This is a genomic window from Pseudomonas koreensis (assembly GCF_025447595.1).
Lineage (GTDB): Bacteria > Pseudomonadota > Gammaproteobacteria > Pseudomonadales > Pseudomonadaceae > Aquipseudomonas > Aquipseudomonas koreensis_H.
Map to the genome: position 1 here is coordinate 197,674 of NZ_JAOEJU010000008.1, position 12,320 is coordinate 209,993.

The window sequence follows — 12,320 nt, forward strand, 5'->3', positions numbered from 1 at the left end:
CGCTTCATGGAAATAGAAGAGTTCGGCTACAAACAGGAGTTGAAACGTAGCCTGACACTGACCGATCTGGTGGTGTACGGGATGATCTTCATGATCCCCATCGCCCCGTTCGGCGTGTATGGCTACGTCAACGCCGAGGCACCTGGGATGGTGCCTCTCGCGTACATCATCGGCATGGTGGCGATGGTCTTCACCGCGCTGAGCTACGGCAGCATGGCCCGGGCCTTTCCGATTGCCGGATCGGTTTATTCCTACGCGCAACGGGGCCTGAATCAACACGTCGGTTTCATCGCCGGCTGGCTGATGCTGCTCGACTATCTGCTGATTCCGCCGCTGCTCTACGTTTATGCGGCGATGGCGCTCAACCACTTGTACCCGGACATCCCGAAAGTCGGATTCATTCTGGCGTTCCTGGTCAGCGCGACCTTCGTCAACCTGCGCGGCATCACCTTCACCGCTCGCATGAACATCCTGTTCCTGCTCGCGCAACTCGTGGTGCTGGGGATTTTCCTGTTCTACGCCTGGAATGCCCTGCACAACGGTGGCGGCAACGGCCAGTTGACCCTCGCGCCGCTGTATCACCCGGAAACCTTCAACTTCGCCCTGCTGATGCAAGCGGTGTCGATTGCGGTACTGTCGTTCCTCGGCTTCGATGCAATCTCTACCCTCGCCGAAGAGATCAAAGGCGATCCGGGCCGCAGCGTCGGCAAAGCGGCGTTGATCACTCTGGTGGTGATGGGCGTGATTTTCGTCGCGCAAACCTGGATCGCTACCGATCTGGCGGCGGGCATGGGCTTCAAGTCCGCCGACACCGCGTTCTATGAAATCGCCGAAATCGCCGCCGGCAGTTGGCTGGCGACCCTGACTGGCGTAGCAACGGCCCTGGCCTGGGGCGTGGCGGTGGCAATCACTTCGCAAGCGGCAGTCTCGCGCCTGTTGTTCGGCATGGCCCGCGACGGCAAGCTGCCGAAGGTGCTGGCCAAGGTCCATCCGAAGCACAATACCCCGTACCTGAGCATTTATCTGGTGGCCGTGCTGTCGCTGGTCATCTGCTACCTGTTCATCAATTCGGTAGACACCCTGACCTCGCTGGTCAATTTCGGTGCCCTGAGCGGCTTCATGCTGCTGCACCTGACCGTGATCAATTACTACTGGCGCCGGCAGAAGTCCGGTCAGGTGATCCGTCACCTGATCTGCCCGGTGATCGGCTTCATCATTGTCGCGGCCATCATGTACAACATGGGCGTCGATGCACAGAAACTCGGCCTGATCTGGATTGCACTGGGTCTGGTGTACCTGTTCTTCCTGAACAAGCTCGGCGCCAGTACCGCGCTGCCTGACCCGAGCAACGGCTGACAAAAAAAAGAGCGGCGTCTGACAACAAATCAGGCGACCGCCGATTTAACGCGTGGAAACCGACAGTGATAGTCAGGTTCGGCGAATGGGCCGAACCTTTTGATACAGGAGTGCATCCATGCTGGTCTTACGCCCAGTCGAGCCAAACGACCTGCCTCAATTGCAACAGCTGGCGCGCGACAGCCTGGTGGGCGTCACATCCCTGCCGGACGACAGTGAACGTCTGGGCGAAAAAATTGCCGCGTCTTGCGCCTCGTTCGACAGTGATGCCGCGGCTCAGGGCGCGGAGAATTACTTCTTCGTGCTGGAAAATCTGGACAACCGACGTCTGGTCGGCTGCTCGGAAATTCTCGCCACCGCCGGACACGACGAGCCGTTCTACAGTCTGCGTAACCGCCATTTCACCAGTGCCTCGCGGGAGCTGAACATCGAACACGGGGTGCCGGCGCTGTCGCTGTGTCACGACCTGAGCGGGCATACGCTGCTGCGCGGTTTTCACATCGATGAGGCGCTGGTGCGCACGCCGTTTTCCGAATTGCTGTCGCGGGCACGCCTGCTGTTCATCGCCGCCCACGCGCCGCGTTTTGCCGAAGCGGTGATCACCGAAATCGTCGGTTACAGCGATGAGAATGGTCACTCACCCTTCTGGGATGCGCTGGGCAAACATTTCTTCGACCTGCCATACGTCGAAGCCGAGCGGCTGTGCGGATTGCAGAGCCGAACGTTTCTCGCCGAACTGATGCCGCAATATCCGATCTACGTGCCGATGCTGCCGCAGGCGGCGCAGGACTGCATAGGACGCATCCACCCGGACGGTCAGGAAGCCTTCGACATCCTTGAGCGCGAGGGTTTTGAAACCAACAGCTACATCGATCTGTTCGATGCCGGCCCGACCCTGTACGCACGCACCGCCAACATCCGTTCGATCGCCCAAAGCCAGACAGCCACGGTACAGGAGGAACCCCTGATCGATGCTCGTGGTCGTTATCTGGTGAGCAATGATGCTCTGCATGGCTTTCGGGCAGTGGTCGCCGAGCTGGATTACCAGCGCGGTCAGCCTCTGGCGCTCGCCCCGTCTCTGTGCTCGGCGCTCAACGTCCGCGCTGGCGGCACGATCCGGGTGATCGCCCTGTGAACCGCGCCCCGACCCAACGACAGTGCCCGAACAGGCGCGCAAAAGGAGTTGCAGCATGATTGTCCGTCCGGTCCAAGTCAGCGACCTGCCAGCGTTGATGACGCTGGTGCAACAGGCCGGCCCCGGGTTCACAACCCTGCCGGCCAACGAAGATCGTCTGGCCCACCGGGTACGCTGGGCACAGCGCGCCTTCGCCGAACAGGTCGAGCGGGCCGACGCCGATTACCTGTTTGTGCTTGAAGACGACGAGCAGCGAGTAGTCGGCGTCAGCGCTCTGGCCGGGGCCGTCGGCCTGCGCGAGCCCTGGTACAACTATCGGGTCGGGCTGACCGTCAGCTCGGCACCGGACCTGGGCATCCAGCGGCAGATCCCGACATTGTTCCTCAACAACGAACTGACCGGCCAATCGGAACTGTGCTCGCTGTTCCTGCGCCACGACCAGCGGCACGGCAGCAATGGACGTCTGCTATCGCTGGGGCGTTTGCTGTTTGTCGCCGAATTTCCGCACCTGTTCGGCGAGAAGATGATCGCCGAACTGCGCGGCAGTGCCGACGAGCAAGGCTGTTCGCCGTTCTGGGACAGCCTGGGCCGGCACTTCTTCCAGATGGACTTCAGCCACGCCGACCACCTGTCCGGGCTGGGCAACAAGGCGTTCATCGCCGAACTGATGCCGCGTCAGCCGCTGTACACCTGCCTGCTCACCGAACAGGCCCAGGCCGTGATCGGCCAGGCCCACCCCAACACCGAGCCGGCACTGAAAATCCTTCAGTCCGAGGGTTTCGCTCACAAAGGCTACATCGACATCTTCGACGGTGGCCCGGTGATTGAGGCGCCGATCCGCAGCATCCGCACCGTGCGCGACAGCCTGGAACTGACCCTGAGCATCGGCACCCCGGACGACCAGGCGCCACTGTGGTTGATCCACAACCGTCGCCTGGAAAACTGCCGCATCACCGTCGCGCCGGGACGCCGGGTCGGCAGTAGTCTGGTGATCGACCGCCTCACCGCCAAACGCCTGCAATTGCAGCCGGGCAACTCGGTGCGGGCGGTGCCGCTGCCCAATCAACAGCAGCAGGCTGTGGCGGCCTGAGCACAGATTCCTGTAGAGAAAGCGCCTGAACAGGATTTTCCTGGTTAACTTCCTCGTTAATTCGTCATGATCCTTGACCCATTGGCGTGATAGCCTTTTCACCTTCGGCGTTGACACCTTTGCTCAAGCCTTTCCATTCCTTTGTATTGGTGGAACTCGTATGACCAGGCTTTCTCATCAAGATTTGCGCCGTAACTTCCGTCAGCTGCTGGCTTCCGACACCTGCTATCACACCGCATCGGTGTTCGATCCGATGTCCGCCCGCATCGCCGCTGACCTGGGTTTTGAAGTAGGGATTCTCGGCGGCTCGGTCGCCTCGTTGCAGGTGCTGGGCGCCCCGGACTTTGCCCTGATCACTCTCAGTGAATTCGCTGAACAGGCCACCCGCATCGGCCGCGTCGCTCAACTGCCGGTGATCGCCGACGCCGACCACGGCTACGGCAACGCCCTGAACGTGATGCGCACCATCGTCGAACTGGAACGCGCCGGCGTCGCCGCGCTGACCATCGAAGACACTCTGCTGCCGGCACAATTCGGCCGTAAATCCACCGACCTGATCACCGTCGCCGAAGGCGTCGGCAAGATCCGCGCGGCACTGGAAGCCCGGGTCGATTCGGAAATGGCGATCATTGCCCGGACCAACGCCGGCATCCTGCCGAATCAGGAAATCATCAGCCGTACCAAGCAGTACCAGGCCGCCGGCGCCGACGGCATCTGCATGGTCGGTATCCAGGACTTCGATCAGCTCGAGCAAATCGCCGAACACCTGACCGTCCCGCTGATGCTGGTGACCTACGGCAACCCGGCACTGCGCGACGACAAACGCCTGGCCGAACTGGGTGTGCGCGTGACCATCGATGGCCACGGTGCTTACTTCGCGGCGATCAAGGCGACTTACGACAGCCTGCGCGAACAGCGCCAGATCTTCACCCAGGCTTCTGACCTGAGCGCCACCGAACTGACTCACACCTATACCCAGCCTGAGGAATACATTCTCTGGGCCAAGGAATACATGAGCGTCAAAGAGTAACCCCGCACCACGCGACAAAGAGGCAGAGCGGCCCGACGCCATTACGAGTCCACTCGCATGGCGCCCGCCGCGAAACCGCTGCCTGCCGCTACTGTTTCGCCAGCTCCATAATCATCCGCGACAACAGATAGATTCGCGGTGCCACGCTCTCCACTTCTGCGTACTCCTCCGGGGTATGAATGTTTCCGCCGACAATCCCGAACCCGTCCAGCGTCGGCGTACCCACCCCGGCCGACAAGCTCGCGTCCGCCGCCCCGCCGCTGCCTTCTTCGGTCAACTTGCGGCCGATTTCGCCGTAGATCCCCTGGGCCATCGCCATCAAACGATCCGACTCCGCCGTCTGCGGCATCGGTGGCAAGCCGCGTTGCAATGAAGTCTTCACTTCGGTATCGGGAATCAACTTGTCCTGCGACACCCGCGCCAGATCCTTCTCGATCCGGTCGAACTCCTCCGGCACCGCCGCCCGTACGTCAGCCTTGGCTGTGGCCTGATCCGGAATCACGTTGGTGCGGTCGCCAGCCTTGAGCACGGTGAAGTTGATGGTGGTTTTCTTGGCCTCGTCGCCGAGCTTGCCCAGTTGCAGAATCTGATGCGCCGCTTCCATCGCCGCATTGCGCCCCAGTTCCGGCGCGACGCCGGCGTGGGCAGCCTTGCCTTTGACCTCGACCAGCGCGGTGGCGCTGCCCTTGCGCCACACCACCAGACCATCGGCCGGCCGGCCCGGCTCGAGATTGAGGGTGACGTCGTGGAGCTTGGCAGTTTTCTTGATCAGGTCGGTGGCGACGTCCGAACCGGTTTCTTCGCTGGCATCGAGCAGGAATGTGATTTGCGCGTAGTCCTTGAAGTCGAGGTTCTTCAGAATTTTCAGCGCATAGATACCCGCGACGATCCCGCCCTTGTCGTCCATTACCCCCGGCCCGTAGGCGCGGCCGTCCTTGATGTGGAATGGTCGCTCGGCGGCAGAGCCTTCCTTGAACACCGTGTCCATGTGCGCCATCAGCAGGATTTTCGCCTTGCCGGTGCCTTTGAGGGTGGCGAGTACGTGGTTGGTTTTTTCCGGGGTGTTGGGCACCAGTTCGATGGTGGCGCCGAGCTTTTTCAGCTCATCGATGGCGATGTCGCTGACTTGCTTGAGCCCCGGTTCATAGCCGGAACCGGAGTCGATGTTGACCAGCCGCTCCAGCAGCTTCAGCGCTTCGGGTTTGTACTGTTCGGCGTCGGCCAGCACCTGTTTGTGCGGTTCGGCGAACGCGCCAGCGGCTGCGAAAGAGAGGGTCAGGCCGAGACCGGCGGCCAGCAGGGAACGAGGGAATTTGAACGTCATGAATCCATCCTTGTTTCGTGTCGGGTACTGAACCGTACCTGACATCGCGCCAAGGCTCTATACCGGATGCGACCCCCACCCCGTTCAAACCGAATCGAATACCTCACGCCGCGGCTTGTCGTCGCTGCAGCATATCACCCGGTTACGCCCGCCGGCCTTGGCCTCATAGAGCGCGCGGTCGGCGTCATCAAGCCAACGAGTTGCATCGACGTGCGACGGATCGAGCGCCGCCAGACCGATGCTCAGGCTGACTTTCAGCGCCGGGTTCTGTTCGTACACAAGAAAGGAAAAGCGCTCACGCAACGCTTCCATCGCCTGCGCCGCATTGAACAGCGGCAAGTCCGGCAGGATCACGCAAAACTCGTCACCGCCGTAGCGCCCCGCCACATCGGCCAGACGCAGGTTCTGCTTGAGCATCTTGCTCAGCTGACGCAGGACGATATCGCCAGCCACATGGCCGTAGGTGTCATTAATGGCTTTGAAGTGATCGATGTCGATCAGCGCAATAGCAGCACCTTTCTGCTGACGCCGGCAGCGCTGGAACTCGATTTCCAGTTGGTCCTTCCAGGCTCCGTGATTGAGCAGACCGGTGAGGCTGTCGGTGCGGCTCAGGGCCAGCAATTCGCGCTTATGCAGCCCGAGGGTGTAGGCCTGGCGAAAGCAGATCCAGCCCAGTGCCAGCGGATACAACATCAACAGCGGCAAACAGGCATAGAGTTGCGCCGGGGTGGTCATCGGGACGAACGCGGGGGCAAACATCACCAGCCCGACACCGACGCCAAGCAACTGCGCCGCCGCCCCGGCCAACAGAAAACGCAGGCCACCGATGGCGACGTTGTTCATCGCCATCATCGAAATGGTCGTGGCACTGGGCAAGGGATTGAAATGCATGGCGGCGACCCAGAAGCCACCGAGAAAGGCGTCGATCAACAGGTTGCGGTGTTCGGCGTGGTACGGAACCTTCGCCCGGCGGGCCCATTGATACGCGAGGTGCGGCCAGAGCAGTCCGTTGAACACCATCAGCACCCAGACCCAGGTCGGCGGATCGAGTGGATACATCGCAACGCTCACGCACAAAAGCCCCAGGATCAGTCCCAGAGTTCGCGATGTATAAAGCCTCCTGGCCAGTGAAAGTCCCTTTCCTCCCGTTCTTCCCATAAGGGCCTCGATCACTCGACGGTACTGCGAACACCATAAAACCGATGTGCTCGGAGTCTAACAGGGCGACGTTAAATAGCCATCACCGGCCAGCGGGCCGAATAACCCGCCGTCAGCGACACACGGCGGGCAAATGATTGGCTATACATGAAAGGAAGAAAATGGAAAAAAGACTCTAAGAAGGAGGCCCATGCAAACCTACCAAGTGTTGATCATCGGCAGTGGTTTTGGCGGCCAGTGCGCGGCGGTCAATCTGCTCAAGGCCGGTATCGACGACTTTCGCTTGGTGGAACGCCGGGACTTTTTCGGCGGCACCTGGTGCCAGAACACCTACCCTGGCGCGGCGGTGGATGTGCCGTCACCTCTTTATTCGTTGTCGTTTGCACCGTATCGCTGGACGCAGATGTTCGCCGAACAAGCAGAACTGCACCGCTATACCGACCATGTGGTCGAGCGTTTCGGCCTGCGTGACCGGGTGGAACTGCAGGCCAACGTCGAACGCGTCGAATGGGACGACACCGAAAAACGCTGGGCCGTATACACCGGCACCAAGGGCACTTTTTATGCGCAGTTCCTGATCAATGCCACCGGGCCGCTGAGCCAACCGGTTATCCCACACTTCCCCGGCCAGGATCGCTTTCAAGGCAAGACATTTCATACAAACAATTGGGATCACAGCTACGACTATCACGGTAAACGCGTGGCGATTGTCGGCAGCGGCGCCAGTGCAGCCCAGGTGATTCCGACAATTGCACCGGATGTTGCCCAGTTGCATGTCTTCCAGCGTACAGCCCATTGGGTACTGCCTCGGGCAGACCGTACGTTCGGGCGATTTCAGCGCTGGCTGCTGGGTCTGAAACCCGCCTACAAACTGCTGCGCTGGATGATCTACTGGCAGTTCGAAACCCGGGTCATCGCCTTCAAATACTCGAAACCGGCGATTCACATGGTGCAGCGCCAGGCCCTGAAATTCCTCAAGCGCCAGGTGCCTGATCCCGAACTCCAGCGCAAACTGACACCCGACTTCACCATCGGCTGCAAACGGGTGCTGCTCTCCAGCACCTATTACCCGGCGCTGACCCGGCCCAACGTGACACTGCACAGCCGCGAGCAAGGCATCGCCAGCCTCGACGAAACCGGCATCGTCACCATTGACGGTCAGCATATCGACGTCGATCTGATCATCTGGTCGACCGGTTACGACGCCACCGACGGCGTGATTTCCTACCCGGTCAGCGGAAAAAACGGCGTGCAATTGCGCGATGTCTGGGCGCAATACCCGCGCGCCTACCTCGGCACCAGCCTGCCGGATTTCCCTAACCTGTTTATCGTCACCGGGCCGAACACCGGCATCGGCCACACCTCGGCGTTGTTCATCATCGAATCGCAGATGAACTACATCCTCGACTGCATCCGCACCTTGCAGGCCAAAGGTCTGCGCAGCATCGAAGTTCGCCCAGAAGCAGAACGTACCTACACTCAGATGATTCACCGGGAGATGGAGCGAACGGTCTGGAAAACCGGCGGCTGCCACAGTTGGTATCAAAGCAGGAGCGGTCATGTGATCGCGATGTTCCCCGGCTTCAGTTTCAGCTACCACCGGTTGACCCGGGCGCTGAAACCGGCCGACCACATTCTGTCTTGAACAAGGAAGACCCACGATGCTTTTGCTGTTTGTCGCCCTCGCGGTTTTCGTGGCCTGGAGCTGGTTGAGTTACCCGGCGGTCGGCCACTGGCTCTACGATCTGAGTGCGGCCCTCGAGGCCAAGTTGTACCGGCTGCACAAGATTGAAGTGCCGATTGCCGAAATGACCGTGTCGACCTGGCAAGGCGGGCCTTATGAAGCGTCGAGCAGCATTCTGATGCTGCACGGCTACAGTGCCGAAAAGAACCTGTGGCTGCGCTTCGCCCGGCATTTTGTCGGGCAGTACCGGGTGATCATCCCGGACCTCGCCGGCCACGGCGAAACCGGCTTCAAGGCCGGCGGCGGCTACGACATTCCGGTGCAGGCCAAGCGCATGATCCAGTTGCTCGACGTCTGCGGGGTCGAGAAAGTCCACGTGATCGGCAACTCCATGGGCGGCTACATCGCCGCGTGGCTGGCGGCGACCTACCCGGACCGCATCGCTTCGGTGGCGCTGATCGACCCGGCCGGCGTCACTGCGCCCGAAGCCAGCGACATGGAGCGCCACCTTGCCCGTGGGCACAATCCGTTCCTGATCAATTCCCGGGAAGAATTCCGACGCTTCTATGCCATGACCATGGCCTCGCCGCCGTGGGTGCCCGGCTTGGTGCTCGACGCGATCGCTCAGCGCTACGAACAATGCCGCGACGAACTGGAAGAGATCTTCCGCGATTTTCGCGCCAGCCCACCGATGGAGCCGAAACTGCCGGACATCAAATGCCCGGCGCTGTTGCTCTGGGGTCGCAAGGACCGGTTGATCGACGTCAGCAGCGTGCCGGTGTGGAGCAAAGGCATCAGCAATTTGCGGGTCGATGTCTGGGATGGCGTCGGCCATATGCCGATGGTCGAACAACCGTCGAACACGGCACGTCTGTATCGCGAGTTTCTGGGGGAGAATTCGCGTCAGGACAGGTAAACGGTCAGTCGTTGGCAGAATGAAGTTCGTAGGATTCTTCGTTTGCCCGCATCGGCGAAGGCTGCGATCTTTTCCAACATCCTTTACGTGACCGTGCCAGGAATTTTTTTCATGACCGTGCAGCCTTTCGTCAGCCCCGACCTGATCCGCCAACGCTTTTCCAAAGCGATGTCCGACATGTACCGCGAAGAAGTGCCGCTGTACGGCGCATTGATGGAACTGGTGGAACAGACCAACCGCGAGGTGTTGGCGCGGGAGCCGCAGATCGCCAATCAACTGCACAGCACTGGTGAGATCGAACGGCTGGATATGGAGCGCCACGGCGCGATCCGCGTCGGCACCGCCTCGGAACTGGCCACCCTCGCCCGCCTGTTTGCGGTGATGGGCATGCAACCCGTGGGTTATTACGACCTGACCCCTGCCGGGGTACCGGTGCATTCCACGGCATTCCGTGCGGTGCATGAAGATGCGCTGCAGGTCAGCCCGTTCCGGGTGTTCACTTCGTTGCTGCGACTGGAATTGATTGAAGACCCCGAGCTGCGCGCCTTTGCTGAATCGGTGCTGGATCAGCGTTCGATCTTTACGCCTTCGGCGATAAGGCTGATCGAACAGGCAGAAGCCTCTGGCGGCCTGAATGAATCCGAGGCCGGGGAATTTGTCCTGCAAGCGCTGGAGACTTTTCGCTGGCACCACAGCGCCACCGTCACCGCCGCGCAATACCAGACCCTCAGCGCCCAGCATCGTCTGATCGCCGATGTCGTGGCCTTCAAGGGCCCGCACATCAACCACCTGACCCCGCGCACGCTGGACATCGATATCGTCCAGGCGCAGATGCCGCTGCATGGCATCACGCCCAAAGCAGTGATCGAAGGTCCACCGCGCCGGCAGCATCCGATCCTGTTGCGTCAGACCAGTTTCAAGGCGCTGGACGAGCCGATCGCCTTCACCGACCAGACGCAAACCCGTGGAAGCCACAGCGCTCGCTTCGGTGAAATCGAACAACGCGGAGCAGCGCTGACTCCCAAGGGCCGTGCGTTGTACGACCGTCTGCTGAATGCCGCACGGGATGAACTGGGGGATTTCCCCAATGAAGGCAATGCCTCACGTTACAACGCGCTGATGACCCAGCATTTCAGCGAATTCCCTGACAGCCTCGAGGGCATGCGCGAGCAGGAACTGGCGTACTTCCGTTATTTCCTGACAGACAAAGGGCTGGCGGCGGGTCGTCCTGTTGATGTTTCGCTGCAAGGATTGTTGCGCGACGGCTATGTGAAAACCGAGCCTCTGGTGTACGAAGATTTCCTGCCTGTCAGTGCGGCGGGGATTTTTCAGTCGAACCTGGGGGATGCGGCGCAGACGCACTATGGCGAGCATTCCAACCGTCAGGCATTCGAACAGGCCCTGGGGCGTTCGACCATCGATGAGCTGGAGTTGTATGCCGAAACGCAACAGCGTTCGATTGAGGAATGTCTAGCCGCGTTGACCCGATAACACCGAAAAAAAGGTCGTCTGAAATATCGGACGACCTTTCAGGATTTCAGCGCAGCCGCGACAACAAGCTCAAAGCTGTCGCCTCGGACGATGCAGGATTCTGCCCCGTCAGCAGCAACCCGTCCTCCACCGTGTAACTTGCCCAATCCTCGGCCTTGGAAAAAATCCCGCCCTTGGCCTTGAGCTCATCCTCCACCAGAAACGGCACCACATCGGTCAGCTGTACCGCGTCCTCTTCGCTATTGGTGAAACCGGTCACGCGTTTGCCTTTGACCAATGGCTGGCCATCGACACCCTTGGCGTGACGCAATACACCCGGCGCATGGCAGACAGCCGCAACCGGTTTACCACTGTTGTAAAACGCTTCGATCAGCGCGATGGAGTGTCGATCCTCAGCCAGATCCCACAATGGACCATGGCCGCCCGGGTAGAACACCGCATCGAAATCCGCCACTTTGACCGTATCAAGCTTGACTGTTGAGGCCAGCGCCAACTGAGCAGCGGTGTCCGTGCGAAAACGCTCCGTGGCTTCGGTTTGCGCGTCCGGCGCATCGCTTTTCGGGTCCAGCGGCGGTTGGCCGCCCTTGGGTGAGGCCAGAGTCAGCTGGGCGCCGGCATCCTTGAACACGTAATACGGAGCGGCGAACTCCTCCAGCCAGAATCCGGTTTTCTTGCCGGTATTGCCCAGTTGATCGTGGGACGTCAGAACCATCAGGATTTTCATGTTGTTCTCACTCTGCTTGAGAAATTCTCAACCGTCGTGCGGTCGGCCTGAGTGATTGACCGTAGACGTTTGCGGTTCGTTTCACTCGGTTGGCGTCTGAGCCCAACTGCGCAAGAAGTTGCGCAGTCGTGCGTAATAAAACACCCCTTAAAACCGCTGTAAGCCACGCCAATCATGGCCTCCAGCCAAGTGCGCAAGAAGTTGCGCAGTACTGCGCAACTTCTTGCGCACTTTTTGCCTGAAACGCAGCTGTTTTTCACGAAAACCAATGACCTCCAACACCAACCCCCTGGTTTTACGGGGGTTCCAAATTGTTGGCACGCTCCTTGATAACCGTCAGCCACCCACCGGGCGATTTCGCCTCCCGGGCACCCTAACTTTATCCGCAAGGAGCACCTCCCATGGCAACACC

The 12,320-nt window shown here is 60.3% G+C and carries 10 protein-coding genes; 7 read left to right on the forward strand and 3 right to left on the reverse strand.

What is annotated here, in order from left to right; all coding sequences use genetic code 11:
- Nucleotides 1-6 precede the first annotated feature (6 nt).
- The 4 genes from N8H71_RS13120 (at nt 7) to N8H71_RS13135 (ending at nt 4,611) form a co-directional block, all read left to right on the forward strand.
- Nucleotides 7-1,356: an APC family permease gene (locus N8H71_RS13120; RefSeq protein ID WP_085686274.1), complete on the forward strand. Its 1,350-nt coding sequence runs from the start codon at nt 7-9 to the stop codon at nt 1,354-1,356.
- Between the two features lie 118 nt (nt 1,357-1,474).
- Nucleotides 1,475-2,491 (forward strand): arginine N-succinyltransferase, encoded by a 1,017-nt coding sequence (locus N8H71_RS13125; RefSeq protein ID WP_262194317.1) that lies wholly within the window; start codon nt 1,475-1,477, stop codon nt 2,489-2,491.
- 55 nt (nt 2,492-2,546) lie between these two features.
- The gene (gene astA / locus N8H71_RS13130) at nt 2,547-3,581 is read left to right on the forward strand and encodes an arginine N-succinyltransferase (protein ID WP_007956239.1); all 1,035 of its coding nucleotides are present in this window, start codon (nt 2,547-2,549) and stop codon (nt 3,579-3,581) included.
- 160 nt (nt 3,582-3,741) lie between these two features.
- On the forward strand, nt 3,742-4,611 hold the full coding sequence (locus N8H71_RS13135) for an isocitrate lyase/PEP mutase family protein (RefSeq protein WP_007956238.1): 870 nt from the start codon (nt 3,742-3,744) through the stop codon (nt 4,609-4,611).
- A gap of 88 nt (nt 4,612-4,699) precedes the next feature.
- Here N8H71_RS13135 and N8H71_RS13140 read toward each other — a convergent pair whose 3' ends face one another.
- Both N8H71_RS13140 and N8H71_RS13145 read right to left on the reverse strand, forming a co-directional pair.
- Nucleotides 4,700-5,935, reverse strand: a complete 1,236-nt coding sequence (locus N8H71_RS13140; RefSeq protein WP_262194318.1) for a M20/M25/M40 family metallo-hydrolase — start codon at nt 5,933-5,935, stop codon at nt 4,700-4,702.
- Between the two features lie 84 nt (nt 5,936-6,019).
- Entirely contained in the window at nt 6,020-7,093 is a 1,074-nt protein-coding gene (locus N8H71_RS13145) for a diguanylate cyclase (protein ID WP_262194319.1), read from the reverse strand.
- 190 nt (nt 7,094-7,283) lie between these two features.
- On the opposite strand from N8H71_RS13145, the gene N8H71_RS13150 reads away from it, so the two are divergent.
- The 3 genes from N8H71_RS13150 to hglS all read left to right on the forward strand — a co-directional run bounded on the left by N8H71_RS13150 (nt 7,284) and on the right by hglS (nt 11,184).
- Nucleotides 7,284-8,738, forward strand: a complete 1,455-nt coding sequence (locus tag N8H71_RS13150) for a flavin-containing monooxygenase (RefSeq protein ID WP_262194320.1) — start codon at nt 7,284-7,286, stop codon at nt 8,736-8,738.
- Nucleotides 8,739-8,754: 16 nt separating this feature from the next.
- Nucleotides 8,755-9,693, forward strand: coding sequence for an alpha/beta fold hydrolase (locus N8H71_RS13155; protein ID WP_085686262.1), 939 nt, complete (start codon nt 8,755-8,757; stop codon nt 9,691-9,693).
- A 111-nt stretch (nt 9,694-9,804) separates the two neighbouring features.
- Entirely contained in the window at nt 9,805-11,184 is a 1,380-nt protein-coding gene (gene hglS, locus N8H71_RS13160) for a 2-oxoadipate dioxygenase/decarboxylase HglS (protein ID WP_262194321.1), read from the forward strand.
- A 46-nt stretch (nt 11,185-11,230) separates the two neighbouring features.
- Here hglS and N8H71_RS13165 read toward each other — a convergent pair whose 3' ends face one another.
- Nucleotides 11,231-11,908, reverse strand: coding sequence for a type 1 glutamine amidotransferase domain-containing protein (locus N8H71_RS13165; RefSeq protein WP_262194322.1), 678 nt, complete (start codon nt 11,906-11,908; stop codon nt 11,231-11,233).
- Between the last annotated feature and the right edge of the window lie 412 nt (nt 11,909-12,320).

Coding starts and splice junctions, on each gene's coding strand:
- N8H71_RS13125 (WP_262194317.1), top strand. CDS start 1,475: ATGCTGGTCTTACGCCCAGTCGAGCCAAACGACCTGCCTCAATTGCAA.
- hglS (WP_262194321.1), top strand. CDS start 9,805: ATGACCGTGCAGCCTTTCGTCAGCCCCGACCTGATCCGCCAACGCTTT.
- N8H71_RS13165 (WP_262194322.1), bottom strand. CDS start 11,908: ATGAAAATCCTGATGGTTCTGACGTCCCACGATCAACTGGGCAATACC.
- N8H71_RS13145 (WP_262194319.1), bottom strand. CDS start 7,093: ATGGGAAGAACGGGAGGAAAGGGACTTTCACTGGCCAGGAGGCTTTAT.
- N8H71_RS13155 (WP_085686262.1), top strand. CDS start 8,755: ATGCTTTTGCTGTTTGTCGCCCTCGCGGTTTTCGTGGCCTGGAGCTGG.
- N8H71_RS13150 (WP_262194320.1), top strand. CDS start 7,284: ATGCAAACCTACCAAGTGTTGATCATCGGCAGTGGTTTTGGCGGCCAG.
- N8H71_RS13140 (WP_262194318.1), bottom strand. CDS start 5,935: ATGACGTTCAAATTCCCTCGTTCCCTGCTGGCCGCCGGTCTCGGCCTG.
- N8H71_RS13120 (WP_085686274.1), top strand. CDS start 7: ATGGAAATAGAAGAGTTCGGCTACAAACAGGAGTTGAAACGTAGCCTG.
- astA (WP_007956239.1), top strand. CDS start 2,547: ATGATTGTCCGTCCGGTCCAAGTCAGCGACCTGCCAGCGTTGATGACG.
- N8H71_RS13135 (WP_007956238.1), top strand. CDS start 3,742: ATGACCAGGCTTTCTCATCAAGATTTGCGCCGTAACTTCCGTCAGCTG.